The sequence below is a fragment of the Paenibacillus sp. FSL R7-0302 genome (assembly GCF_038006885.1).
GTDB lineage: Bacteria > Bacillota > Bacilli > Paenibacillales > Paenibacillaceae > Paenibacillus_AQ.
The window spans coordinates 245,979-270,259 of sequence record NZ_JBBOWB010000001.1; the positions used below are offsets into that span (position 1 = coordinate 245,979).

Consider the following 24,281-nt stretch of genomic DNA (forward strand, 5'->3'; position numbering starts at 1 on the left):
TATTACTGTGCCTCCCCTTCCGGCTGTGCAGCTGCATCGGCAGACTGCAGACGACCCAGCATCACTTCCACACCGTATTCGTCACCTTCCGTTACCTTGGACTCCCAGGCGGTAATCAGCTCCAGCAGCTCCTGGTGGAATTCCGCAAGCTCCTGAGGAGAGAGAGTAAGTCTGGTAGTGAAATGCCGGGTCTGGTCTTCTTTGCGGAAGTGAAGGCTGCGAAGCGCCTCCGAGTGGAACATCGTACCTTTGGAACGGTAAAATTTCTGAATGATGCCTCCTGCGGCTTCTGTACGGACAAGCTCCAGCAGACCGCCCTCATAGAGCTTGACGATATGGTAGTGAATATTACCCGGAGTCTTGTTCAGCTTCTCCGCAACCTGCTTGGATGTAAGCGGCTCTGCCGACAGCGTGTGCATAATCTTAATCCGTAAGGCGCTCTCCAGCAGCTTATCCTGTTCCGGCGTAACGTTCAAAAGCTGGTTGCTTGTCTGCAGATCCTGTTGATCTGAAACGGCTGCTGTGGTCGAGTCTTGCATTTTGCCGGTTGGCTTGGTCATCAATAAGCCTCCTCTGTAGGGTCCGTATTAACATGTATACAGTCTGTATCCAATTATCGATCTGTTAAATAGTTCAATCTGTAATACAGATCGGATAGCTGAATTATAGTTCATCATTATAGTGGGGTCAAGACTTAACTCCGCAGAGTGGCGCCGGAGGGACGAATGGTTTAAGATGAGTCCAACAGCAAGCAGAGGAGACAAAGGAGAAGCAGCTGCGTAACGAAAGGAGCTCGGTATGTTCCGGAGAGATTATATTGTACGGATGATTGAGGATATGACGGCAATGGTCGCCAAGGTGCTGACCTTGAAGCAGGATAAAAAAACAACGGAGGCCCTGTGGGAGGTAGATGAGCTGCTGATGCGGCATTTTCGCCTGAATTCGCGTCTGCTCAATTCGTTGTCTGTAGAGGATATTATTGATATGTTTCGTCTTGGGGGCGTGCTTGAGGCCGACAAGCTGCAAGGGGTAGCCCGGCTGCTGAAGGAGGAAGGCGGGATTTACGCGGCCAAAGGAGACCGGGATGCAGCCCTGTTCAGGGCGATGCGTTCCCTGCATTTATTCATCTATGCCGGTCTTCATGGCGCGGACCGTGAGCTGCTGAACATGACGGAAGAGATCAATGAGCTGCTGGAGGAAGTGGAGCCGTACCGCCTTCCCGCCAAGACCGAACGCCTCCTGATGGCTTACCACGAATCCCGGGGACATTACGCCAAGGCGGAGAACAGTCTCTACCGGCTCTGGGAGCAGGGGGAGAATGTGGCGGAGGAAGGCCGGGAGCTGTACGGACGGCTGCTGCTTTTAAAGCCGGAGCAGTTAGCCCAGGGCGGTCTTCCACTAGAAGAAGTGCAGCAGGGCATGGAAGAATGGAGCAGGCTTAAGGTTAATGCTATAATGTAACGATATTCAGGAGACTAAGTGCTCTATTTTATAAACCCGAAAGTGAGATGTACCCATTTGGAAGCTTTGAAGGAATTGATCGAGCAAGTGATGAGCGGCCGCACTCTGATTACGGCTACACTAAGCCAACTGCGCAGCAAGGGCGATGCCCCCTACAATAAAGTGCAGGTCAAGCCTGTTGAGTTAAAAGGGAAGCTGCATTATCAGTTTGCCTATTATATCGGCCCTAAGGTGGAGCACCGCAACATTCCCGCAGAGGATGCTGCTGAAGAGATGCTCTCTTTGCTGAGGGACACCTTCCGCCAAGGTCTGCTGTGTACTGCCGGTGCCGACTATCAGGTGCTGATCAGCAAGAAATACAAGGTATCTATTCTGACCAAATCAGCCAGCAAGCAGGAAGCGCCGGATCTGGCCCACAACCGCCGGAAGCAGTATGTGCTGGATGAGGGCGAGCCGGTGCCGTTCCTGGTCGAGCTTGGCATTATGAACAGCGAGGGCAAGGTGCTGGCCAAGAAATATGATAAGTTCCGCCAGATCAACCGGTTCCTGGAGATGGTTCAGGATGTGCTGGGCGATCTGCCGGCAGGCCGGCCGCTGACGATTGTTGATTTTGGCTGCGGCAAGTCTTATTTGACCTTCGCGCTGTACCATTATCTCGCCGTCCGCGAGCAGCGGGAGCTGAATATTGTCGGCCTTGACCTTAAGGCGGATGTCATTGCGCACTGCGATGCGCTGGCTGCTAAGCTGGGCTATGACCGGCTGAAGTTCCTGGTGGGGGATATCGCCGACTATAATGAGCTGGATCAGGTGGACATGGTGGTCACACTGCATGCTTGCGATACCGCCACCGATGCTGCACTGGAGAAGGCGGTGCGCTGGGGCGCATCGGTCATCCTCTCAGTGCCCTGCTGCCAGCATGAGTTGTTCGCGCAGGTCGAGAGTGAGGTACTGAATCCGCTGCTGTCACACGGCATCCTGAAGGAGCGGTTCTCGGCGCTCGCCACCGATGCAATCCGGGCGAAGCTGCTGGACCTGATGGGCTACCGCAGCCAGCTGCTGGAATTCATCGACATGGAGCACACTCCGAAGAACATCCTGATCCGCGCCGTCCGCAGCGACAGCGGCGACCAGGCCGCCAAATGGCGCGAATACACCGCATTCCGCGATTTCCTCGGTGCCAAGCCTTACCTGGAACGCGTCTGCTCCGACCTGCTGCCCGCCGGCAGTGCGGAAGGTTAATTTATGTGTTGAATAGTTTAGGGTATGACAGAACAGCCGCTTCCTGATGGGGGCGGCTGTTTTATTTGCGGTTTGTGGAAATGGGGGCGGAATGGGCCGAAGGAGAGGCGGGGGCAAAGCTGGAGGAGAGCCGTAGGCAGGCGTGCCCCTGCCTACGGCTTTTACCGGCTGCGGGGCAAATGTGTGTGGAAAACCGAACACAATGTGGTGTTGCGTGGGTCGTATCCTGGCTAGGATAGCACATAAGAGGCGAGATGCTCCTCCACCGGCGGGGGAGGCCAAATGAGCAAAATCAGGTGCACAATTGCACTTCATTCGAACGTGTGAGCTACTTCGGGTGGAATGAGGAGCACAAGTGCTCTTCATTTGAGCGTTGGTGCTACTTCTGGTGGAATCAGGAGCACAAGTGCTCTTCATTTTGAGTGATTGAGCTACTTTGGGTGGAATCAGGTGCATAAGTGCTCTTCATTTGAGCGTGTGAGCTAGTCGGGGGAATCAGCTCCCTCTTCTGTTTTCCGGTAAATATGGGCAGACTGTTAAGCATCATGAGCAATAGGAGATTTAGGATGCAGGTGAACAGGTACGGACGGCAAAGTGATTGGTTGGTTACTTTGGTCTGCGCGTTGGCTTTGATATCAGCTGGGATGGCGTCCTGTGTGCTGAGAGGGTTCTTTTTCACCGGGGAGATGTATTTGTTCCTGACGGTGTGGTTTGGCTTGTGCGGAGTCTTGCTGGGATTGGTACTTATCTATATGGCTACTGGTAGAGGGGCCAGGCTTAAGCTGCGTTGGGAAGATCGGAAGTGGTCTGGCAGTTCCTTGATTAGGTCGAAAGTAGAGGAGCAGTCTGAACACAGAGAGAATACACGGGAGTTGGCGGGCAGTAGGAGAAGAGGGAACGAGAGCGGGAGCAGGCTGGTTGTATGGGGGTTGCTTAGCAGTTGTGTGCTCCTCTGTTTCTTGTATGCTATCCATGCACTTGGCAGTCCCGTATCTGCGCAAGGAACACTGAATGAGATGCTGCGCTGGGGCTTCTACACTAGCTTTGTTACATTCGCTTTGCTGGCGGCGCGAACCCGCCGGGGAGGAACTCTTCTTGCAGCAGTGTGGCATCTGCTTGGAATCACTATCAGTTTGTCTGCCCTTTTGGCGGTCTGCGGAGGTCTGCCGGTTCCTTATGCGGTGGCGTATACTGAGTCGCCCGGAGTCAGTGCCACTGGTGCTAGGCTGGCCGGGCTGCTTCAGTATCCGAATGCCTTTGGTGCGGTAATGGCTGTGTATTTGCTGGAACGGCTGTTTGCTGCTGCTTATAGCTTCTGGCCTGAAGATTCTCAGGGAGATACGGGCAATAATTCGGTACGTTCGGGTGTCGGCGGAGCGGGTGAGTTAGATACAGAAGGTGCGGGTGGAGACAATAGTGCGGTAAGTTCGGATGTAAGTGGAGCGGCTGAGGTAGGTGCAGAAAGTGCGGGTGCGGGCAATAATTCGGTACGTTCGGGTGTCAGCGGAGCGGGTGAGTCAGGTGCAGGATATGCAGGCACCAGTGCGCAGCGGACCGGAAACTGGTCCGCTGCGCACTGGCTAAGAGCGGCGCGCCTGCTGCCGCTCTTCCCGTACGCCGCCGCGCTGCTGCTCAGCGAGTCGCGCGGCGCATGGATGGCTGCGGCTGCCGCCGGTGCCGCAGCCCTTCTCCTGAAGCGGCAACTGTTCGTGCCGCTTCTAATCACCGGCGCCGCCCCCGTTGCCGCGGCGGCGCTGCTCTACCGCCAGCTGGCCCGCTCCGGGCTGGCGGCAGAGCCCCTGCCCGGCCTGCTGCTGCTGGCCGGGCTCTGGGCCGGCGCGTGGCTCGCCGGCCTGTGGCTGCACCGCCGCAGCTGCCGTGCGGCGGGCGGGCACCACGCCGCCCTGCTGGCGCTGGCGGCGGCGGGCTGGACGGCGGCGGCCAGCGCCGTCCTGCTGCTGGTACGCGCGCGGATCACCGGGCCGTCACCGACGCCGACGCGCGCGGGCTGTTCTACCGCGACGCCTGGAAGCTCGCGGCAGAAGCGCCCTGGCTGGGGCGCGGGGGCGAGACCTGGCGGCATATGTACCTTGCCGCCCAGTCCCGCCCCTACGTGGGCAGCCAGGTGCACAGCGGGTACCTCGACATCCTGCTGAACCTCGGGATGGCGGGTCTGGCTGCGGTCCTCCTGCTGCTTCTGGCCGCAGGAGCGCTGGTATTCAAGGCGTCACCAAGGCTGCTTCCGCCTCTGCTGGTGATTATTCTGCATAGCGCAGCCGATTTCGACTGGAGCTATGGACTGGTCTGGCTGCTGCTGCTCCTGCTGCCCGCCTGGGCAATGGCCGAAGCAAACAGCCGGACCGCTAGGACGTCTGTCCCTCTAGCTCTGCGTAACTCGCTATACCGCATCCAGCCGATAGGCCGGCCGAAGCCGAAGAAGCGGCCGCGCCGATTATGGGTTTATGCAGGCATAACCGTTGTCTGTGGGCTGACCCTCCTGTACAGCAGCCTTTCCTTCCAGGCCATGAAGGGAGCTGCTCTATTCAAGCAGGCGGTCAGAGAGAATGACCCAGCCGCACGAATTATACTGCTGAAGCAATCAATGAGATGGAACCCGAGAGAGCCGCAGACTGCGGTTGCTTTATCGCGGCTGCTCCCACAGAAGCAGGGGGTTGATCTGCTCCTGCGAAGCCTGTCATTCTCTCCGGGGGATGTTGCTCTGCATGGGGAGCTTGCGTCAAATTATCTGCGGGGCAGTGATCCTGGAGAAGCGCTGTACTGGGTCCGCCGCAGTCAACAGACGGATCATTTTAATGCTGCCAGAAGGCTTGCTGCATTAAGAGGAATGCTTGAGATGGGGGAACGCAGCTTGGCAGAGGGAGACAGACGTATAGCGGCGGACAGCGCGGCTGCGGGACTAGAGCTGCTGCGGCAATACAGCCTGCTGACCACCAAGGAGCAGGACAGAGGACCGCAGCATAATGACCGCAGCTTCACCTTACTTCCGCAGAGCGAAGGGATCTATCTTGAGTTAACACATTTACAGTCCCAGGCGGCCTTTAGCTCCAATAATAAATAAGACGTACCTCAGTATGGAACCCGAAGTTTGATCGCGACTGAGGTAAAACTATCAGCACAATGACCGCAGCTTCGACCTAGAAGCCCATCAGCTTTAAAATAGTGGAGCAGAAGCAACTCCCCTTCAAATTGCAACTTTTCCAAGCGGGGGTTGTTTTTAGGGGCGTTTGGCTTAGCGTAACGGACAGAGGTGCTCTTATCCGGGAAGAAAGTCGTCACTTGGGCGATTAACGGACCGCAAGGTCCATATCCCCTGCCATTCAGCTCCAAAACGACTCGTAGAAGGACGATAAGGTCGCCTGAGTCCGTTACGCTGCAAAAGGTGGCGTCCTCGTGGGAATAAGGTCTTTTCGGTCCGTTAGATTTTTTGGGATGATAGAGTTTCATTACACGAACCCCTGAGTTTCACAAGCTTATCTACCCTTTTAAATCTGACACTGTACTAGTAGCCCATCAGCTTTAAAACTGTAAGAAAGACCTCAGGAGTGTTAACGTCTGAGCATGAACATCCATGAACGTCGAGCTGATTTTAAACTGATGCTGCACCCGTTGCAGCCTTCTACTCTTGCATTCAAGAAGGTGATTGTATTTCCTGCAATAGAAAATGGATTACTGGCCGTAGAATGAGATTCTATTGTATTTCATACAGTAGAATGTTGTGTTTTGGGTGAAAACTGGCCTTTGTTCAACATTCAATTGTACCGAAGAGTCAATTTCATAATTCAATTTGTTAAATAGCAAGATTAGGCCAAAATCTAAGGTCACATTTTTAAAAAATCAGGCGATTTGCTGGGAATTCCTCAACTGCTGGTTCAATTTGTCTAACGCAAACTTACTCAAATTGTACGCGAGCGTACTGAGCTGGAAATCGACACTTGCCCGGACACCGCGGTGGCGTGTGCGCTTCATCCCGAAATACTCTTTGAGATAGGCAAATACACGCTCCACGGCCGTACGCTTCTTGTACAGTGTTGTAAAACTTTCGCTACCTCTGGCGGGATAGGTGTGTAAACGCAAATCCGTTTGGATTCGAATTTTAAACACTTTTTGGCATTCGGTACCGGAAAGCGCACAGCCTTTGCATTCACTAGGCCGGGTGTACTTCAGGGTCTCATATTTGGCATCAAAACTGTCGTAACGGTACGCATGCCCTTGAGCGCACACCGGCGTGTAATCCAGATTCATTCCCGCAGGCGGGTCTTTGTGGTGAATCAGGGAAATCGCAGGATAGGCGCCGAGCGAATGAATCAGCTGGTAGACCGCCGCGCAATCGTACCCCTTGTCGCCCAAGATATGCCTGACCTTTAGCATCGGAAACTTCAGGAGCAGGCCTTTGAGAAGGACGACCGCCATACGCTGGTCATTCGGATTGGCCGAACTAAAGAGGCCGCTGAGGATATACTGGCTGTCCGTGTCGACCAGCAGATTCGCCTTGAACCCGTAATAGCTGGTCATTCGGCCCTTCGTATTTTTCTTGTCACAACGCGCAGCATGCCGGGGCAACGCGGTCAGTAGTTCATCGTACGGGTACGGCAACATCGCTTCAATGGTTTTCTGGAACGGTCCGAGACTTTGTTCATAGGCTTCCATTTCCTCGCGCCGACGTTCCTTTTCCGCCTGGGATGGACGGCCGGGCTTGCTATATCTGGGTTTCTTCAGCGGCTCGTTCGCCACCTTAGGCTCAGGCTCGGGATGTTCGAGCTGAATTTGCTCGGCCACCGAAGCTTCGCCTTTCTTTTGCCCCCGGCGAGCCGCACGACGCTTGGAGGCCGATTCGCTAAATTGGCAATCCCAAGCCTCGACCATGGAGGAATCCACAGCCAGATGGGTTCCGCTCACAAAGCCTTCTTCTAGGGCAGACGTGACTAGGCGATCCTGAAGTTGTTCCAGCATTCCCGTTTGCTCCAGCGCATGAATCAAACGGGAATAGGAGGCCTGACTTGGAATGTTATCCGAGCCGGTGAACCGGCACTGGACTCGAAATTCGTTGCTATGATTCAGTCGCCGGACCAAGGCAGAGACAAACTCGATGTTCTCCATTTTTGCAATCAGCAGCGAGTAGATCATGGCAGGTACATTTAATTTTTCAGGCCGTCCGCGATGGCTCTTTTTCCCTAGTGCGAACAGAACTGGAGCTAAATGTAAGTGTTCAAAGATTTGGCTGTATTTATCTTCTGGACTCATTTGGAGCAATTCCTCGAAGGAAAACAGTTCTTCTTGTCGAATAGAATAGATGGGGATTACCTCTTTTCTTCTCGGGTGTTGGTTTCGTCGCCTATAACTTCGAGAATTTGGGGAGGTACTCCTTTTTCTATGCTCAAAAAAACCAGGTATAGCAAGGGTTTTGAATTATGAAATTGTCTCCCGAATACAATAGATTCTATTTCGAAGCCTTTTTTACAGTATTCCATTGTACAAAATGCAGTTACTATCGATCCAGCGCCTGCAGCATCCGAATGACTGCTATACTAGGACTGCCCGTTGTCTTCCCATCCCCCGAGCCATCCCCCGACTAGTCTCAGGCTTTAACATGCCGTGAGATCAGCCATGAGTACACAATAGGGACAATAGTCATGATTACCAGAGCGGTGATGATCATGCTGATCGACAGCGTAGCGGGCATGAAGGCTGCAAGCGCAATCAGCAGACCGCCGGTCACCCACATTCTTCCGGAGAAACGGTGGGTTCTCCGCCATACGGCAGGGTTATGCAGCGTCCAAGGCGTGCGGACTCCCGTGAAATAATTATCCCTGATCTGCGGCAGGAAATTTCCGATTACAGCCAGCAGCAGCCCTATGCTTACAGTAGCCCATTTTCCGGCAGGAAATTGCACATCCAGCCCATAACTGACCGACAGGACAAGGGCGGCATCACAGATGACGGCAACGGTGAGACGGACCATTTTGTAAGCCCCCGGGAACTTATTGTAATTCTCTCCCTTGGGGTCAATATTGCGAATGAACTGCGTAGCGAGCGGAAAAATCAAGCCCATAAAAGAGAACAAGGCAATAACCGAACCCTTGCTCCAGTAAGTATTGACCTTGCCGGTTATACTGAATTGAGCGGGCAGCTGATCCGGCAGCCTGCCGTAATTCACCAGCGCATAGCCCAGTGAGAGAAACCCAAGAATGACAACCAGCGTATCCTGCCATTTCCATGTGAAATTCTTCATCAAGATTCATCCTCCGTATGTTTAATAGTGCCCGGACCACTTTTCCCCTTAGCCCGCAAGCCCTTTGGGTTAGCATCCGTCTGAACCTCCGGTTTGCTGTCCGTACTGCTCTTGCCCGTACCCGTCAATTCCAGGAACCAGCCAAGCACCTCTTCAAGTACCGTGGAGTCCAGCGAATAGACGATGAATTGCCCGTTACGTTCGTCCTGCACCAGCCCGGCGTGCTTGAGCGCATTGAGGTGGTGAGAGATGCTGGGTTTCGTCATATTGAAAAAATCGGCGATTTCCCCGGCCGTCCGGTCCTTTTCACGCAATAACCGGAGAATTTGTCTCCGGGTCGGGTCGGCGAGCGCTTTGAACGATTCATTCAACTCCATGTCCTCCTTTCGATATTTAAATAATTATCTAAATATATAATATGACTCGATTCCAATCTTCGTCAATACAGAAACTCACATCTGTTTCAGGAGGGGGTTGTTCATATTCCTTAAGTAGAAGTCGTAAGCCTGCATATGCTAGAATAGGCTAGGAGAAGCTGGATACATAGAGCGGCTAAGCAGATGGGTTCTGCCAGCAGAATACCAGGCTATTACGCCATACGGGAGGAGACCTGCAGTGCACTTTATATCTGATGTCATTTCACATTTGTTTGAATGGATTCAGTCTCTGGGCTACTTTGGGATTATGATCGGGCTCATGATTGAAGTCATTCCAAGTGAGATTGTCCTGGCTTTTGGCGGCTATTTGGTCTCACAAGGCGATATTAACTTTTTTGGCGCCGTGCTGTTCGGTACCGTCGGGGGAGTGATCGCCCAGATCTTTGTTTATTGGATTGGCCGTTATGGCGGCAGACCTGTGCTGGAGAAGTACGGCAAGTACATTTTCATCTCCAAAAAGCATATTGACCACTCTGAAGAATGGTTTCAGAAGTATGGAACCGGTGTGATTTTCACAGCCCGCTTTATCCCGGTTGTCCGCCATGCCATATCGGTCCCGGCCGGTATTTCCCGCATGCCGCTGGGCAAATTCACTTTGCTGACAACCCTTGCAGTCATTCCATGGAGCGCGTTGTTTGTCTATCTGGGGTATACGCTTGGAGACAAGTGGGAGACCATTGATGAGGTCGCAGCCAAGTACACTCATGAGATTCTTCTTGGCGCTATTGCGGTAATTATTCTGTATTTCCTGTTCAAGTGGTACAAATCCAAAAAGAAGGGTAGTGCAGTATGAAGCAGAATGTAGCATCCAAATTTGGCCAAGGTTTGACTCCGCGCCAGTTCGTGGAAGCCATGACGAAGAACCAGCAGGCTTTTGAATCCTGGTATGAGAAGTTCACCTGGGAAGACGAGAGTGACCGCGAATATTTCGAGAGTCTGAATCACCGTGATGATCTGCGTGTGCTGATTCTGGCTGCGGACTGGTGCGGAGATGTGGTCCGCAATGTCCCAGTGGTCTTCCGGATTCTGGAGACTGCGGGTATCAAGACGGAAGTGCTGATTCTCGAAGAGAACCAGGAGCTGATGGACAACTTCCTGACCATGGGCGGCCGTTCTGTTCCCATCGTGATTTTTGCGGACACCGGAGGTTATGTACTGGGACAGTGGGGGCCGCGTCCGGAGCATGTCCAGACCCTGATGAGAGAATTCAAACGGGAGAACCCGGACCGCGAAGCAGCGGACTATGACAGCAAAATTACCGAAGTGCGCAAAGCAATGGGGCAAGCCTACGGAGAAGGAACGGAATCACACGCAGTTATCGCCAAAGAGCTGCGCGCTCTGATCTCCGGATTCTAATGCCGATGCTTAATATTCGTTCTTATAATCTGGGAGCACTCCAGACCAATGCCTACCTTCTGACGGGGGCAGATCCTAAGCGCGGTGTCATCATTGATCCGGGTGCTAATCCTGCGGGTCTTCTGCGCGGTGCTGAGGGAATGGAGATTGAAGCGATTCTGCTGACGCATGCCCATTTCGACCATATTGCCGGACTGGACGAGGTCCGCAAAGCGAAGAATTGCCCGGTCTATATCCATCCGCTGGAGAGCGAGTGGCTGGGCAGCCCGAAGCTGAACGGCTCCTTGATGTGGCCTGATACCACGCCTCCCATCAGCACAGATCCGGCAGAATACGATCTGGCGGAAGGCCAGATTCTGAAGCTGCTGGGCCTTTCTTTCCGGGTGCTGCATACGCCGGGACATTCACCGGGCAGCGTCAGCTTTTTATGCGGGAATGATTTGTTCGCCGGTGATGTCTTGTTCAAAATGGGAGTGGGACGTACCGATCTTCCGGGCGGCAGAGAACGGGATCTGATTGACTCGATCCGCGGCAAGCTCTACCGGCTGGATGAGGAAGTGAGAGTGTTCCCCGGACATGGTCCGCGAACCTCCATCGGCTATGAGAAGCTTCACAACCCTTATGTCCCGATGTAAGAGGACGCCCAAGCCGTTTCCGTTTGCCGTGTAACGACATCTTTTGGCCGGATTTGACACAAACCGGGAAATTAGAGGTAGACAAGCCGGGGCCGGATTGTTACAATATGGTTAATTAAATGTAACATTTACCTCGCGAAGCACGCAGACTGTGGAATAATCCCGGTTTGCGTTCTTTTTTTTGCCTATAGATATGAATTTTATTGGGGGAAGCAGAATGAAGGATAATATGCATTGCCAGTTGGATTACGGGGAGTTAGAAGCGAAAGATTCATTGATAGCGGAGCGGAATGAAGTGAATGATCTGGCCGGGAAGAGTGATACTAAGTATACGCTGTTCTGGAGCTTTCCGGGAGGCAAGGGGGCTATTCAGCCATGGAGACGCAGACTGTGGGAGCTGCAGAATAATTCCGACTCGGAATGAACGATAACTATTACATAGACGTATTACAGGTGTGACAGAAGAGATAAGGGGAGGGGCTATGGGCGACAGGACGCTGGAGATCATCAGCCAGGCACAGCAGGGTGACGCTGCTGCACTGGCCGTGCTGCTGCGGGAGCATTATCCCTTCCTGTACAAGTATCTGATCAAAGCGACACTTGACCCTTTGCTTGCCGAAGAGATTGCTCAGGACACGATGGTCAGATGCATGGAGAAGATCGGGACTTATAATGGGACCTCGGCATTCTCTTCTTGGCTGATCACCATTGGCAGCCGGTTGTACATTGACCGTAAGCGGCGCTGGAGCCGGGAGGCACAGTGGCGGGAAGGGCAGATGCAGGAGCAGGGGAACCGCAGGGTACGCTGGAGCTTTGAGAGCCGGAATATGGAGTGGAGTGAAGTGCTAGATGCCTTGTCGCGCCTATCCACTGCGCATAGGATAGCTGTGCTGCTGAAGCATTATTACGGATACAGCTACGATGAGATCGGGGAGATGCTGGAGATCCCTTCCGGAACGGTCAAATCACGGGTAGCTGCCGGACTGGGTCAACTGCGAAAGGAGCTGAATGAGGATGAGGTTTAAGAGTGACGAGGAGCTGCTGGATAAGCTGTCCGCAGAGCTGGATCACCTGGATATGCTGTATGCCGATGTTACTCCGCCCTCCTTGCCGGAGCTGGAGCAGCTAATTGCCGGGGAAGCTGTCCGCCGGAGGAAGCGGCACCGTAAGGAACTGCTGCTATTCATTCTAGTGGCTCTTGTGCTGGTTACCATAGTGATTTCTATTCTAAGTACGGCGCCGGTGCTGTATTGGAGTCTGCAGGCAGTGTTCATTCTGAGCGCACTTGGCAGCCTGGGAGCAGCGCGGATCAGACACGGGCGGGAGGAATCATAAGCGTGAAGGAGCTGCAGGAGATACCTGTTTGGATTTGGATAATACTTGCAGCTGTGCTGCTGCTGCAGGGAACCTGGCTGTTCCGTGATGCCAGGGACAGAGGTCAGGGGATGAAGGCTTGGTTCTGGGGAATCTGGGGACTTACCGGTGCACCGTCACCGGCAGTATGTTACCTGCTGTTTGTAGTTCTTCCAGATAAGCGCAAACGGAAGGCTGGAAGGAACCGCTGAGACTATAGCCCATTGTCCGGGAGATACGGGAGATAAGGGAGGATATGGCTATGAATGAATTGAATTTGAATTGGGGTTTGATTGGGCCGCTGCTTGCACTGCAGGTAGTGCTGGCAATCATCGGTCTGATTTCATTGAGCAAGACAGAGCAAGTACGCGGACCGAAATGGATGTGGGTTCTGTTCCTGATTTTTGGCAACCTGCTGGGCAGCGTGGCTTATTTCACACTGGGAAGGAAAGAATTCTGATGCCGCTGCTTGAGGTCAAGGATCTTCACAAGAGCTTTAAGGGGCATCCCTCGGTGAACGGCATCAGCTTTGATATTGAAGCAGGACGCTGTGTCGCGCTGCTCGGACCCAATGGAGCCGGGAAGACTACAACGCTGCGTATGCTTGCCGGTCTTCTGACGCAGTCTGCCGGAACGATCACTTTTGGCGGGAGCTCTCCGGGGACGGATTACCGTCAGTATTTGGGCTATCTTCCCCAAGCCCCGGCTTTTTACAACTGGATGAGCGGGCACGAATACATCTTATTTGCTGCCAGGATGAGCGGCATGAGTGCACGGGAGGCTGCGGCGGCATCGGGCGCTGTGCTGGAGCGTGTGGGACTAGGCTCTGCGGCACGGCGGCGGATTGGCGGTTATTCCGGGGGAATGAAGCAGCGCCTCGGGCTGGGCCAGGCCCTGGTACACCGACCGCGCCTGCTTTTGCTGGATGAGCCTGTCTCCGCGCTTGATCCTATCGGACGCCGGGAAGTCATGGAGCTGCTTAGGGACATCCGGGAGGAGACAACTGTTATTTTCTCCACACATGTGCTGCATGATGCGGAAGAGATATGCGACGATGTCATATTGATGAACAAGGGGACTATAGCCGTTCAAGGAACCTTGTCCAGTCTCCGCGCAGAGTACAGCCTGCCGGTAATCCGACTCACTACAGGGAAGGAGGATTCGGCTATCCGCTGGCTTGAAGCGCTTAGACACAAGGATTTTATTGAAGAAGCGCTAATTTCGGATGGCAAGGCCGTGTTCAACGTCACAGATGTAGAACTCGCCCGCCGGACGCTCTTGCAGGAAGCTGTGGAGCTGGATATTCCGCTGCTGCAATTTGAAGCAGGCTCATCAACACTGGAGGACCTGTTCATGAAGGTGGTGGGAACATGAGGAAGCTTTGGGCTCTGTATTTGAAGGAGATGCTGGAGAGTGTGCGCAGCTATAAGCTGATTTGGATTCCGGTGGTGTTTATTGTTCTGGGAATTATGCAGCCGCTGGTCAGCTTTTATATGGCGGATATCCTAGCGTTGTCTTCCAATGTTCCGGCTGGATTGATGGAGAATATGGAGAGACCGGCCGCGTCCTCTGTAATGGCTCAGGCCCTGGGCCAGTATGGAACAATTGGGATGCTGATTCTGGTGCTGGGAACGATGAACAGCCTGGCAGGAGAGCGCAGCAGCGGCACCTCTGAACTGTTAATGGCGAAGCCGGTCTCCTCTATATCCGTTGTTGCAGCCAAATGGACCGCGAACTTCACAGTGCTGGTTATTGCAATTGGGCTGGGGGCAGCAGGAGCGGCTTATTATACAGTACAGCTTATGGGGGCTTTATCCTGGCGGGATGTGATTGCAGCATCCGGACTGTATGCACTGTGGCTGCTCTGTGCGGTGTCGCTTACGCTGCTCTTCAGTGCCTGGTTGCGCGGGCCTGCTGCTGCGGGCCTATCTCTCCTGCTGGCAGCGGTCATGAGCCTCGTTCATGGCCTGTTGCCAGTTAAGCTGAACTGGATGCCTGCTTCTCTGCCGGGAATGTCTGCCGGTGTGCTTGCAGATGGAGGCACCGGAGTGAGCTTGGCGCCCATTGTCTCCGCAGTGCTCCTGATTATTATTTGTATTGCCGGTGCCTCACTGCTGGCTGGGAGGAATAAATTGCCAATCTAGCGAGCTTTGCAATAAGTATGCGATCTTTCAAGAATTTTCAGAGTATTTTCTGCGGAAATTCATTCGACTACTCTCCTGCGACTGGACAGCTCTATTTTTTTTTAGTAGACTGTTGAAACAAGCAGAATCATGATAGATTTTGGTCAGGAGGTAGGACGATGCTGCGTTTAGGAGAGAAGATTGTCATTGTCGCGGACGCTTTTGAGCAGAGTCTTCCTATCGGAGACTATGGTTACCTTATAGCTTACGACCGCAATCCAGATAATGCGTTTGATTATGTCATTCGTGTTCCCGAGGCCAATAGAAATTTCTATGTTACGGCAGAGGATATTGAGGCTGAAGAACAATTGCTGGTACTGGAAGCTGAACGAGCCACGCACGAAGCGCTGATAGATTATGCACTGTCAACGTACAACGAGAAGCTGTTTCATCATCTGATGAACGGTGAAGAAGTTGAGGTTGAAGAGATAGAGGCTGCATCCCAAGAGAGTTTGTCCCAGGCGGATTTCATCAAGCAGGTGAATCTTCGCGCTTGGATTTAAGTAAGAGCCGGCGAATGCCGGCTTTTTTTTGTCCGTGACAAGCCAGGCACGCCGTTTGGAGTGCACACCTTCGAGAACAAAATGACTATTATTTGAGACGATTATTACTATTTCGGTCTATGGACCGGATGATAAGATCAGCAAAGAGCAGGGCAATATTGCTATAGGCCGGGGGTGATGAACAGTGGCTATTGCAGGAAGCTGCCATGGCCCTACTTTGCTGTATACGCTTCCACACGGGTGCAATCAGAACCGGTCCAGAGTGCGTCCTTGTAACGTGTTTTCTTTACGGTAGACTCTGGGCAATGTGCCGGTGACCCTTTTAAAGGCTTTGGTAAAGTAATTATAATCGGGAATGCCGACCTGCTCCGCAATTTCGTAAATCGGACTATCGGTGTCACCCAGCAGCCTTTTGGCCATTTGGATACGGAGGCTACGGATATATTCCGCCATGCCCATGCCAAAATTCTGCTCCGAGAGCTTGTAGAGATGGGATTTGCTGATGCTGAATTCTTTGCACAGAACGGGAACGGACAGCGGTTCCTTAATATGCTCTGTAATATAACCCTCGATCTTTAGTGCCAGCGTATCCTCCTTCAGCACCAGCATCCGGGATAGATACAGGTAGCTGGCGCTCATCTCCATGGTTTTGGCGTAAGCATCAATGACTTCCTTGGAGATGTATTTTTTGCGCTGGAAGGCGCTGTATAGTTTGTTCATATCCACATTATAGGGGCTTAAATTCTCACAGACCTTCTCCCATAACTCATCGCGGGACCCCGTCTGCAGCAATTGGCCGAACATAATATATCCGATGACCTGATTGTCCGTTTGAATAGGAACCACCGTTTCGGTAAGTCCGGCATGACATTGATAGGTGTAAAGGGTTTTCTCCTTTTTCACTTGGGTGCAGGCTGCCTGGTCACAGAGGATGCACTGGGCCTCCGCGCGCGGATCACTGCGGATGATATGGCAATATGTCGAATGGCGGGTGGGATAGGCAGCTAGCTCAGTGAAGGAATTGTCGAAAATCACGGTGCGAATACCGGTCAATGTATAGAAATTGCGCAGTAATTCCTTGACTTCGGGCAGGTTGAACAACAAGCTCATGGTGCGGCCTCCTCTTCTTCCGGTGGATCTGCGTTGCTGGCAACATTGTACTGTATTTGATATAGGACACACAAACAAAGAGTGACGGAGGTGCTTTTTAATGCCGCTAATTGATATGCCGCTAGAGCAATTATTAACTTATGAGGGACGGAATCCCCGTCCGGCCAACTTCGAGGCTTATTGGGAGCAGGCACTGCAAGAGATGAGAAATACGGATGCCTGCGTTGAACTGGTGAGGAGCGAATTTCAGGTTCCATTCGCCGAATGCTTCCATTTGTATTTTACAGGGACAGGCGGAGCGCGTATCCACGCGAAGCTGATCAAGCCGAAGCATGTTGCCGGTCCGCACCCCGCGGTCGTGCAGTTCCATGGGTACGCCCACCATTCGGATGACTGGGCCGACAAGCTGATCTATGCTTCCTTGGGCTTTACTATAGCCACATTGGATTGCAGAGGCCAGGGAGGACTGTCCGAAGATATTGGCGGGGTCAAAGGAACTACATTTAAAGGGCATCTGATCCGCGGACTGGATGATGCGGCCGAACGGCTGCTGTTCCGGCAGATCTATCTTGATGCGGCGCAGCTGGCTGGAATTGTAATGGACATGCCGGAAGTGGATGCCGCCCGCGTCGGTGCCATCGGCGGATCGCAGGGAGGGGGGCTGGCGCTGGCCTGTGCGGCGCTTGAGCCGCGGATCAACCGGGCTGCACCCAGTGTTCCGTTCCTGTGTGATTATAAACGGGTATGGGAAATGGACCTGGCCCGAGATGCCTACGAGGAACTGCGGACGTTTTTCCGTCACCGCGATCCCCAGCACCTGCGGGAGGATGAGATTTTTGAACGGCTCGGCTATATTGATGTTCAACACCTGGCGGACAGGATCAGCGGGAAAGTGATGATGGGGGTAGGATTACTGGATACGGTGTGTCCGCCTTCGACGCAATTCGCCGCCTATAACCGCCTCCGCTGCGACAAAAAACTGGAGATCTATCCCGATTTTATCCATGAACGGCTGCCGGGCTTCGAGGACAAGACCATACAATTTCTGCTTGAAATGTGAGAGGCTAACAGCCTCTCTTTATTATTGTTTAAGGGCCTGCTGCAGAGGTATGATGGGACTACAGGGGAGGCTTGTGGAAGGAGAGAGATGCTGTTGATCAGATTTATGAGAACGCTTTCAATTTATCCCAAACTTGTTATGGCTTTCTTGCTTGTCATTATTCCGCTCTACCTGTGGGGTCTGGTCATGAATCAATCCGGACAGGAGGTTGTCCAGAAGCAAATATCCGAATCCATGGCCAGCCGTGTCCACTTCTATCTGACTTCGCTGGAGACAGAGCTTACCCGTCTTACGCGGCTGAAGCTGGAGTATGTCAATGACGATGATTTGCTCTTGCTGGCGACGGTTCCGAACCAGTTGAACGATTATGAACGGACCCGCGCCTTGTTATCCGCCAAGAGTAAATTGTATTTGCTCAAAAGCTCCAGCCCGTTCGTGGAGAACGTTAAGCTGTATATTCCTTCCCTGGACCGAAGCATCAATGCCAACAATTTCGACAGCGCGATGCCGCTTGAAGAACTGGAGGACATTCTGAACCCGGCCCACATGAAATCACCGATCTTCGGCATGGGCGGGAAGCTGCTGATGAGCGGCGTGTACCCCGATGCGGTGTACGCCGGCCGGGCGCCTGTGCTGGCCATCGAAATTGAGCTGTCACGCCCGGAGATTCTCCGCTCACTCTCCAGCATGGCGGAGGGGGAGGGCGGAGGAGCTGTATGGATGGACACCGGCGGTCAGTGGCAGATTGCCTCCGGTGTGGAGGACTCGCTGCTTGCTGCGTTCGGGGAAGCACTGCGGGGAGAATTGCTCGACGACAGCGGCGAGTCCGGCCAATACCGGCTGGAGTCAGCAGGCATTGATTATTTTGGAGCCAGTGAATATTCACCGCTGCTGGGAACGACTTTGGCCGTGTTTGTCCCTGCGGAAACGGTTCTCCAGCCGCTGAACAAGCACCGCAACTGGATTTGGGGAGAGTCGCTGGTCGCTTTGCTGCTCGCCGTAGTTTTCTCTTACTGGATATACAGGTTTATTCATAAGCCGATGAGGCGGCTGATTACTTCCTTCCGGAGAGTGGAGATGGGTGATCTGAGTGTCAGGCTGTATCACGGTAATCAGGATGAATTCAATTATGTATATAACCACTTCAACCATATGCTGGAGCGGATTCAGGAGTTGATTCATGAGGTGTATGAGCAGAGAATCAGATCCCAGCAATCCGAGCTTAAGCAATTGCAATCGCAGATTAACCCCCATTTTTTCTACAACACCTTCTTCATTCTGCAGGGTCTCGTTCGTATGAGGGAACATGAAGTAGCTGAGCGGATGCTTCACCATCTCAGCGGCTATTTTCAGTTTATTACACGTAGTGGAGCAGAACAGGTCAGTCTGCTTGCCGAGATGAAGCACGCATGGTCTTATGTGGAGATTCAGAATATACGCTTCGCCGGTACGGTCACAGCCGAACTGGAGCCCATACCGCAGGGGTGGGAGGCTTCCATGGTGCCTCGGCTCATTGTCCAGCCATTAATTGAGAATGCTTATGCCCACGGGCTGGAGAACAAGCTGGCTGAAGGGATGCTGCGGGTAACCTTCCGGGAGGAAGAGGCGGACCGGCTGGTCATCGGGGTGGAAGACAACGGCGAATCGCTGGACGATGAACAGCTGAATGCGCTGCGCAGCACGCTGGCTCTTGCTGAAGAAGCCATGGAGACGACAGGAATCCTCAATGTGCACCGCCGGCTTCAGTTGAACTATGGTCCGGCGTTCGGAATTGAGGTGTCACGCAGCGGGCTGGGCGGATTGAAGGTGCTGCTGATGATAAGACGGGAAGAAGGGAGACAGCCATGATCAGACTGCTGATTGTCGATAATGAAAGGTGGATTGTACGGAACCTGCTTGATCTGTTCGGGCATTGGGACAAGCTGGAGCTGGAGGTATACGGTGCGTATTCCGCTGCGGAGGCACTGGAGCAGCTCGGAAAGATGAAGTTCGATATTGTATTGTCCGATATCCGTATGCCGGGAATGGACGGGCTGGAGCTGCAGCAGGAAATCAGACGTCACTGGCCGTGGTGCAAAATTATTTTTTTGAGCGGATATAACGAATTTGATTATATACAGCAAGTCATGCGTGGCGGCGGGGTGGACTACCTGTTGAAGACAGAAGGCGAGGAAGCGATTCTTCACGCTGTGGAGCAGGCCGCTGCGCAATTGGATGCGGCGGTGGAAGCAGAGGAGCTGATCGAGCGCGCGCACCGGCAGCTACAGCTTGTCCGTCCGCTGCTGCTGGGCGATTATTTGCTGGAGCTGATGCAGGGGGATAGCCCGGGCGTAAGCCAGCTTGCACATAAATTCCAGGAGCTGGAGTGTCCGCTGGATGCCGCCCGCGGCGTACTGCTCACGATCGGGCGTGTGGACGATTGGCGGGACGAGCTTAGTGTAGCAGACAGGGAGCTGATGCTGTACGCTATCCGGAATATTGCCGAAGAATATTGGCTCCCCTCCGTGCGCTGCCTCAGTCTGCGTTATGAGAAGAACAAGCTGCTGTGGCTGCTGCAGCCTATGGCAGACGCTTCGGAGGACAGGGCGCGGGCGCTCCGGTTCATCCATGGGACGCTTGAGACGATCGCCATGAGCTGCAAGCGGCTGCTGAAGCTGCGGCTGTCGTTCTCGGCCGGTGCAGCATTTCGCCCCTGGGAGGAGGCGCCCCGGCAGTTCAGCACCCTGAAGGCGCTGCTGGGCCGGGGACTCGGCATGGGCAAGGAGCTTGTTCTGATCGAACAGCGCAAGGAAGCTGGAGAGGAGGCGCAGCAGGCAGAGCTGCACAATCATGAGATTAGCAGCCAATTGGGGAAGCTGGGAGCCATGGCGGCTTATTTGGACAACGGACAGCAGGAGCATTTTTTTCTCGAATTCGGCAAACTGGCAGCTTTGGCCTCCCCTGCGCGTGGCACCGACAACCGGCTGAAGCTGGAGATCTACTATTCGCTCATGTGTTTGTTGCTGTCTTATATGAACCGCTGGGAACTGCATGAGGTCATCGGAGAGTCCATTGATTTGGACAAGCTTACAAGATGTGAGGCTCACCCTTCTTGGGAGAGCGCGGAAGATTATTTGTCGGCGCTGGCCATGCAGCTGTTTGAACAAAAGCAGGATGACCAGGTCTACCGCGAGCATGATTTGATTACCCGCGTCCGGTTGTACGTGGAGCACCATTTGGCCGGTGATCTGTCACTGACCCGGATCGGTGATGTCGTCGGCTACAATCCGTATTACTTGACCCGGTTGTATAAGCGTTTAACGGGCCAGTCGTTGCCGGATTACGTGGCTTCTTCCCGATTGGCTGAAGCCCGGAAGCTGCTGGAGGGCGGCAGTCTGATTGTTCAGGACATTTCGAAAGCGGTCGGCTTTATGACGGAGCAATCCTTCTACCGCTTTTTCAAGAAGGAGACCGGCATTACTCCCCAGGAATACAGAGAGCGGCATACCTTATCCAAATCGGATAATCAAAAGTGAAAATCGGCGAGTAGAGGGGCCAGGGGAAGCGAGCCTATAATAATGCTAAATAAGGCGAACTTTCACGAACGGCCCACCGAGATTAGGGGGATAAGAAGTGAAGGGAAAGAGATTAGCAGTCTTGACGTCTTATGGAATCGTTCTGTCGCTTCTGCTGAGCGCGAGCAGTCCCGGAACGAACAGAAGCCTGAACTCTGTGGAATATGAGGCCTACCCGTTTGGACAATACGATCCGCCGATTCAGCTTCATATCGCGCGTCCGGTCGATCAGACCTGGACGTATCCCGGCGGTGACAGCATTGAAGATAATATCTGGTACCGGGAGTACCGCAAGCTGCTGGGCATCGAAATTATACACGATTGGACCGCCTTACCGGGCGAGTACAGCCGCAAGCTGAATGTCCTGATCGCATTGGGCAGTCTGCCGGAGATGTTCTCCGTCTCGGCAGGCCAGCTCAAACAGCTGGCGGATGCGGACCAATTGGAGGATTTGACGGCGGTATACGAGCGCTTCGCTTCCGGCCGCACCAAAAAACTGCAGATGGGAGACGGCGGTGCGGCCTTGGCTTCCGCTACGTTCAACGGCAAACTGCTGGCCATTCCCATCGTCAATGCTCCGATCTACGAAGCCAATCTGCTGTGGGTGCGTACGGACTGGCTGGACAAATTAGGTCTGCCTGAGCCCAAAACGCTGGAGGAGGTGTTTGCGATTGCCGATGCATTTACGGGGCAAGATCCCGACGGCAACAACCAGCAGGATACCTTTGGCTTGGCCATCAATAATTACCTGTATGGCGGCATTGCCTCGGTTACCGGATTCTTCAATGCGTATCACGCTTATCCCCAGACCTGGATTAAGGACGGGAACGGTCAAGTGATGTACGGTTCCATTCAGCCGGAGATGAAGCGTGCGCTGGGCAAGCTTCAGGAGATGTACAGGAGCGGGCAGCTGGACCGGGAATTCGGTGTCAAGGACAGCGACCAGGTGGTGGAGGATATCTCCTCGAACAAGCTCGGCATGACGTTCGGCGCCAACTGGAATCCCTATGTATTCCTGGATGCTGTACGGCAAAACCCCGGAATGGAGTGGAAGCCGTATCCGGTGCCTTCGGTGGATGGCGTGCCGGCCAAGGCCAGCGTAGGCTTCTCGGCCAGCGGATATGTCGTAGTACGCAAAGGCTATCAGCACCCGGAGGCAGTGGTGAAAATGCTGAACCTGCATGAAGAGGTGGTTCATGGCGCAAGACGCGGCGAAGGCGAATTCATTACCGTGGAAGAAGCCGGCGGACGGATCAACACCTCCAGGCTGTCCTTTGTCCAATCCGGTGTATCCAACGAGGATGTGGCAGAGTCGTTGTCGTTACTGCGCGAGGCCATCAGGAACGAGGATGGAAGCCTGCTGAAGGATGCGCTCACCGAAACCGACAAATACGGGCCAACTCTTGATTACCTGACAACCGGGAATATGGACAATTGGGCCGTTGCCCATCAATACTTCGGGTTCGAGACGACCATGGACCACTATAGCGGCGACCGGCTGCTGATGACTGCCTTTGGCGGACAGACCCCTACGATGACAGAGAAGTGGGCCATGCTGGACAGACTCGAGAAAGAAACCTTCACCAAAATTATTATGGGTGCGGTTTCCATTGATGAATTCGATAGATTCGTAACGGATTGGAACCGGCTTGGCGGTAAGGCGATCCTGGAAGAAATTAATGAACCGTATGGAGGAGAGTGAACGAGCAGCATGAGCAAATTATTCTACAAGCCTGAAGACGGCTGGCTGGCCGACGTTATCCCGTTCTATGAAGACGGCGAGTTCAAGCTGCTGTATCTGAAAGATTGGCGCGACAGAGAAGGACACGGTGAAGGTACGCCCTGGTTTCTGCTGGGGACCCAGGATTTTATTCACTACAAGGAATACGGAGAGGTTCTGCCGAGGGGCGGGGTATCCGAGCAGGACCTGTATATCTATACGGGATGCGTGCTGAAGAAAGACGGACTTTATCATATTTTCTATACCGGCAACAATTTTCATTATCCGGCGGAGGGCAAGGCGCAGCAGGCAGTGATGCATGCGGTCAGCAGCGATTTTGTACATTGGGAGAAACGGCCGGAGGATGCCTTCTACGCACCAACGGAGAGCTACGAGGAGCATGACTGGCGCGATCCGTTTGTGTTCTGGAACGAGGAGGCGGGAGAATATTGGATGCTGCTTGCCGCCCGGTTGAAGGAAGGTCCCGCGGGTCGCCGCGGCTGCGTAGCCCTATGCGCCTCCAAGGACTTGACCGGCTGGGAGGTACGCGATCCGTTCTGGGCTCCCTACTTGTATACGACTCACGAATGCCCGGATCTGTTCCGGATGGGGGACTGGTGGTACCTTCTGTACTCGACATTCTCGGACCGTACGGTCACGCATTACCGGATGAGCCGCTCACTGCAGGGGCCTTGGCTGGCGCCCGAGAACGATGCACTTGATACGCGGGCATTCTATGCCGCCAAGACCTGGACTGACGGTGAGCGGCGTTATGCATTCGGATGGAACCCGACACGGGAAGATGAGCATGACGGGGGCACCTGGCAATGGGGCGGGCATCTGGTTGTGCATGAGATAGTCCAGGGCGCGGACGGTGCACTGCTTGTAAAAGCGCCGGATACCCTGAATGCTGCGTTCAGTGAGGAAAGCGCTTTATCCTTCACCGAAGTGCTCGGACGCTGGAAGTTCAGCGGCAGCACGGCCGCGGTTACGGCAGCCGATTCCTTCGCCGGTGCCTATGCAGGGGTATTACCGGACGGCCCCTGCAAGCTGGAGGTAACGGTAACGTTCGCTCCCGGCACCCGGGGCTGCGGCATTGTTCTGCGGACCGATCAGGAGTTCGGGCAGGGGTATATGATCCGGCTGGAGCCGGGCCGGAACCGGATTGTCGTTGACCAGTGGCCGAGGAAGGGAGATGTCCCCTACGCCGTCGGCATGGAGCGGCCGCTGCAATTGCTGCCCGGAACCGCCTGCTCGTTAAGCATATATCTGGAGGATCAGGTATGCGTAGTCTATGTAAACGAAGAACTCGCGTTAAGCACGCGGCTGTACGATTTCCAGCAAGGAGGGATGGGGCTGTTCGTGAGTGAGGGGAGTGCGGAATTCATTACCAGGCAGTTTGCAATGTAGGTCCATTCCA

General features: G+C 53.8%; 23 protein-coding genes and 1 pseudogene. 19 read left to right on the forward strand and 5 right to left on the reverse strand.

All coding sequences use genetic code 11. The features are described from left to right. Positions 1-2 precede the first annotated feature (2 nt). Positions 3-560, reverse strand: coding sequence for an ArsR/SmtB family transcription factor (locus MKY96_RS01060; RefSeq protein WP_340938009.1), 558 nt, complete (start codon positions 558-560; stop codon positions 3-5). A 238-nt stretch (positions 561-798) separates the two neighbouring features. Between MKY96_RS01060 and MKY96_RS01065 the strand changes: the two genes are divergently transcribed. The 3 genes from MKY96_RS01065 to MKY96_RS01075 all read left to right on the forward strand — a co-directional run bounded on the left by MKY96_RS01065 (position 799) and on the right by MKY96_RS01075 (position 5,779). After that, positions 799-1,461, forward strand: a complete 663-nt coding sequence (locus tag MKY96_RS01065; protein WP_340938011.1) for a DUF6483 family protein — start codon at positions 799-801, stop codon at positions 1,459-1,461. Positions 1,462-1,518: 57 nt separating this feature from the next. Then, positions 1,519-2,700: a class I SAM-dependent methyltransferase gene (locus tag MKY96_RS01070; protein ID WP_445671409.1), complete on the forward strand. Its 1,182-nt coding sequence runs from the start codon at positions 1,519-1,521 to the stop codon at positions 2,698-2,700. A 1,855-nt stretch (positions 2,701-4,555) separates the two neighbouring features. Then, a complete protein-coding gene (locus tag MKY96_RS01075; protein ID WP_340938015.1) occupies positions 4,556-5,779 on the forward strand; it encodes an O-antigen ligase family protein in 1,224 nt (407 codons plus the stop codon). 776 nt (positions 5,780-6,555) lie between these two features. Here the strand turns inward: MKY96_RS01075 and MKY96_RS01080 are convergent. The 3 genes and pseudogenes from MKY96_RS01080 to MKY96_RS01090 all read right to left on the reverse strand — a co-directional run. After that, positions 6,556-7,962: a transposase gene (locus MKY96_RS01080; protein WP_340938016.1), complete on the reverse strand. Its 1,407-nt coding sequence runs from the start codon at positions 7,960-7,962 to the stop codon at positions 6,556-6,558. A 334-nt stretch (positions 7,963-8,296) separates the two neighbouring features. Beyond that, positions 8,297-8,950, reverse strand: a complete 654-nt coding sequence (locus tag MKY96_RS01085; protein WP_340938018.1) for an SdpI family protein — start codon at positions 8,948-8,950, stop codon at positions 8,297-8,299. A 110-nt stretch (positions 8,951-9,060) separates the two neighbouring features. Further along, positions 9,061-9,321, reverse strand: a pseudogene (locus tag MKY96_RS01090) (autorepressor SdpR family transcription factor); the annotation flags it as partial. Positions 9,322-9,565: 244 nt separating this feature from the next. Here MKY96_RS01090 and MKY96_RS01095 point away from each other — a divergent pair. The 11 genes from MKY96_RS01095 to MKY96_RS01145 all read left to right on the forward strand — a co-directional run bounded on the left by MKY96_RS01095 (position 9,566) and on the right by MKY96_RS01145 (position 15,417). After that, on the forward strand, positions 9,566-10,180 hold the full coding sequence (locus tag MKY96_RS01095; protein ID WP_036726220.1) for a DedA family protein: 615 nt from the start codon (positions 9,566-9,568) through the stop codon (positions 10,178-10,180). Beyond that, positions 10,177-10,743 carry a thioredoxin family protein gene (locus MKY96_RS01100; protein ID WP_340938019.1) on the forward strand — a complete coding sequence of 189 codons (567 nt, stop codon included), beginning with the start codon at positions 10,177-10,179 and terminating at the stop codon, positions 10,741-10,743. The genes MKY96_RS01095 and MKY96_RS01100 overlap by 4 nt, the downstream gene beginning before the upstream one ends. A gap of 5 nt (positions 10,744-10,748) precedes the next feature. Continuing rightward, a complete protein-coding gene (locus tag MKY96_RS01105; RefSeq protein ID WP_340938021.1) occupies positions 10,749-11,378 on the forward strand; it encodes an MBL fold metallo-hydrolase in 630 nt (209 codons plus the stop codon). Positions 11,379-11,595: 217 nt separating this feature from the next. Next, on the forward strand, positions 11,596-11,802 hold the full coding sequence (locus tag MKY96_RS01110; RefSeq protein ID WP_036726218.1) for a hypothetical protein: 207 nt from the start codon (positions 11,596-11,598) through the stop codon (positions 11,800-11,802). A 58-nt stretch (positions 11,803-11,860) separates the two neighbouring features. Further along, complete coding sequence (gene sigY, locus MKY96_RS01115; RefSeq protein WP_340938024.1) at positions 11,861-12,403, forward strand: RNA polymerase sigma factor SigY; 543 nt, start codon at positions 11,861-11,863, stop codon at positions 12,401-12,403. Beyond that, a complete protein-coding gene (locus MKY96_RS01120) occupies positions 12,393-12,713 on the forward strand; it encodes a YxlC family protein (protein WP_340938026.1) in 321 nt (106 codons plus the stop codon). The genes sigY and MKY96_RS01120 overlap by 11 nt, the downstream gene beginning before the upstream one ends. Positions 12,714-12,715: 2 nt before the next feature. Then, positions 12,716-12,943: a hypothetical protein gene (locus tag MKY96_RS01125; RefSeq protein ID WP_340938028.1), complete on the forward strand. Its 228-nt coding sequence runs from the start codon at positions 12,716-12,718 to the stop codon at positions 12,941-12,943. A gap of 50 nt (positions 12,944-12,993) precedes the next feature. Beyond that, positions 12,994-13,191: a PLD nuclease N-terminal domain-containing protein gene (locus tag MKY96_RS01130; RefSeq protein WP_076080487.1), complete on the forward strand. Its 198-nt coding sequence runs from the start codon at positions 12,994-12,996 to the stop codon at positions 13,189-13,191. Beyond that, the gene (locus tag MKY96_RS01135) at positions 13,191-14,105 is read left to right on the forward strand and encodes an ABC transporter ATP-binding protein (protein WP_340938029.1); all 915 of its coding nucleotides are present in this window, start codon (positions 13,191-13,193) and stop codon (positions 14,103-14,105) included. Before MKY96_RS01130 ends, MKY96_RS01135 begins: the two co-directional genes overlap by 1 nt. After that, entirely contained in the window at positions 14,102-14,875 is a 774-nt protein-coding gene (locus tag MKY96_RS01140) for an ABC transporter permease subunit (protein ID WP_340938031.1), read from the forward strand. The genes MKY96_RS01135 and MKY96_RS01140 overlap by 4 nt, the downstream gene beginning before the upstream one ends. 158 nt (positions 14,876-15,033) lie before the next feature. Then, positions 15,034-15,417 (forward strand): ATPase, encoded by a 384-nt coding sequence (locus MKY96_RS01145; RefSeq protein ID WP_211721149.1) that lies wholly within the window; start codon positions 15,034-15,036, stop codon positions 15,415-15,417. A 246-nt stretch (positions 15,418-15,663) separates the two neighbouring features. Here MKY96_RS01145 and MKY96_RS01150 read toward each other — a convergent pair whose 3' ends face one another. Further along, complete coding sequence (locus tag MKY96_RS01150) at positions 15,664-16,527, reverse strand: PocR ligand-binding domain-containing protein (protein ID WP_340938037.1); 864 nt, start codon at positions 16,525-16,527, stop codon at positions 15,664-15,666. A 100-nt stretch (positions 16,528-16,627) separates the two neighbouring features. Between MKY96_RS01150 and MKY96_RS01155 the strand changes: the two genes are divergently transcribed. The 5 genes from MKY96_RS01155 to MKY96_RS01175 all read left to right on the forward strand — a co-directional run bounded on the left by MKY96_RS01155 (position 16,628) and on the right by MKY96_RS01175 (position 24,271). After that, positions 16,628-17,587, forward strand: a complete 960-nt coding sequence (locus MKY96_RS01155) for an acetylxylan esterase (RefSeq protein ID WP_076080495.1) — start codon at positions 16,628-16,630, stop codon at positions 17,585-17,587. A 138-nt stretch (positions 17,588-17,725) separates the two neighbouring features. Further along, a complete protein-coding gene (locus MKY96_RS01160) occupies positions 17,726-19,435 on the forward strand; it encodes a sensor histidine kinase (protein WP_340938040.1) in 1,710 nt (569 codons plus the stop codon). Then, complete coding sequence (locus tag MKY96_RS01165) at positions 19,432-21,102, forward strand: response regulator (RefSeq protein ID WP_340938042.1); 1,671 nt, start codon at positions 19,432-19,434, stop codon at positions 21,100-21,102. The genes MKY96_RS01160 and MKY96_RS01165 overlap by 4 nt, the downstream gene beginning before the upstream one ends. A gap of 97 nt (positions 21,103-21,199) precedes the next feature. Continuing rightward, a complete protein-coding gene (locus tag MKY96_RS01170) occupies positions 21,200-22,843 on the forward strand; it encodes an extracellular solute-binding protein (RefSeq protein ID WP_340938043.1) in 1,644 nt (547 codons plus the stop codon). Positions 22,844-22,852: 9 nt separating this feature from the next. Next, positions 22,853-24,271, forward strand: coding sequence for a family 43 glycosylhydrolase (locus MKY96_RS01175; protein ID WP_340938044.1), 1,419 nt, complete (start codon positions 22,853-22,855; stop codon positions 24,269-24,271). The last annotated feature ends 10 nt before the right edge of the window (positions 24,272-24,281 follow it).

Bases quoted from the DNA above. Each gene is read 5' to 3' on its own strand.
- MKY96_RS01060 (WP_340938009.1), bottom strand. From the start codon at position 560: ATGACCAAGCCAACCGGCAAAATGCAAGACTCGACCACAGCAGCCGTT.
- MKY96_RS01065 (WP_340938011.1), top strand. From the start codon at position 799: ATGTTCCGGAGAGATTATATTGTACGGATGATTGAGGATATGACGGCA.
- MKY96_RS01080 (WP_340938016.1), bottom strand. From the start codon at position 7,962: ATGAGTCCAGAAGATAAATACAGCCAAATCTTTGAACACTTACATTTA.
- MKY96_RS01085 (WP_340938018.1), bottom strand. From the start codon at position 8,950: ATGAAGAATTTCACATGGAAATGGCAGGATACGCTGGTTGTCATTCTT.
- MKY96_RS01100 (WP_340938019.1), top strand. From the start codon at position 10,177: ATGAAGCAGAATGTAGCATCCAAATTTGGCCAAGGTTTGACTCCGCGC.
- MKY96_RS01105 (WP_340938021.1), top strand. From the start codon at position 10,749: ATGCTTAATATTCGTTCTTATAATCTGGGAGCACTCCAGACCAATGCC.
- MKY96_RS01110 (WP_036726218.1), top strand. From the start codon at position 11,596: ATGAAGGATAATATGCATTGCCAGTTGGATTACGGGGAGTTAGAAGCG.
- sigY (WP_340938024.1), top strand. From the start codon at position 11,861: ATGGGCGACAGGACGCTGGAGATCATCAGCCAGGCACAGCAGGGTGAC.
- MKY96_RS01120 (WP_340938026.1), top strand. From the start codon at position 12,393: ATGAGGTTTAAGAGTGACGAGGAGCTGCTGGATAAGCTGTCCGCAGAG.
- MKY96_RS01130 (WP_076080487.1), top strand. From the start codon at position 12,994: ATGAATGAATTGAATTTGAATTGGGGTTTGATTGGGCCGCTGCTTGCA.
- MKY96_RS01135 (WP_340938029.1), top strand. From the start codon at position 13,191: ATGCCGCTGCTTGAGGTCAAGGATCTTCACAAGAGCTTTAAGGGGCAT.
- MKY96_RS01140 (WP_340938031.1), top strand. From the start codon at position 14,102: ATGAGGAAGCTTTGGGCTCTGTATTTGAAGGAGATGCTGGAGAGTGTG.
- MKY96_RS01145 (WP_211721149.1), top strand. From the start codon at position 15,034: ATGCTGCGTTTAGGAGAGAAGATTGTCATTGTCGCGGACGCTTTTGAG.
- MKY96_RS01150 (WP_340938037.1), bottom strand. From the start codon at position 16,527: ATGAGCTTGTTGTTCAACCTGCCCGAAGTCAAGGAATTACTGCGCAAT.
- MKY96_RS01155 (WP_076080495.1), top strand. From the start codon at position 16,628: ATGCCGCTAATTGATATGCCGCTAGAGCAATTATTAACTTATGAGGGA.
- MKY96_RS01160 (WP_340938040.1), top strand. From the start codon at position 17,726: ATGGCTTTCTTGCTTGTCATTATTCCGCTCTACCTGTGGGGTCTGGTC.
- MKY96_RS01165 (WP_340938042.1), top strand. From the start codon at position 19,432: ATGATCAGACTGCTGATTGTCGATAATGAAAGGTGGATTGTACGGAAC.
- MKY96_RS01175 (WP_340938044.1), top strand. From the start codon at position 22,853: ATGAGCAAATTATTCTACAAGCCTGAAGACGGCTGGCTGGCCGACGTT.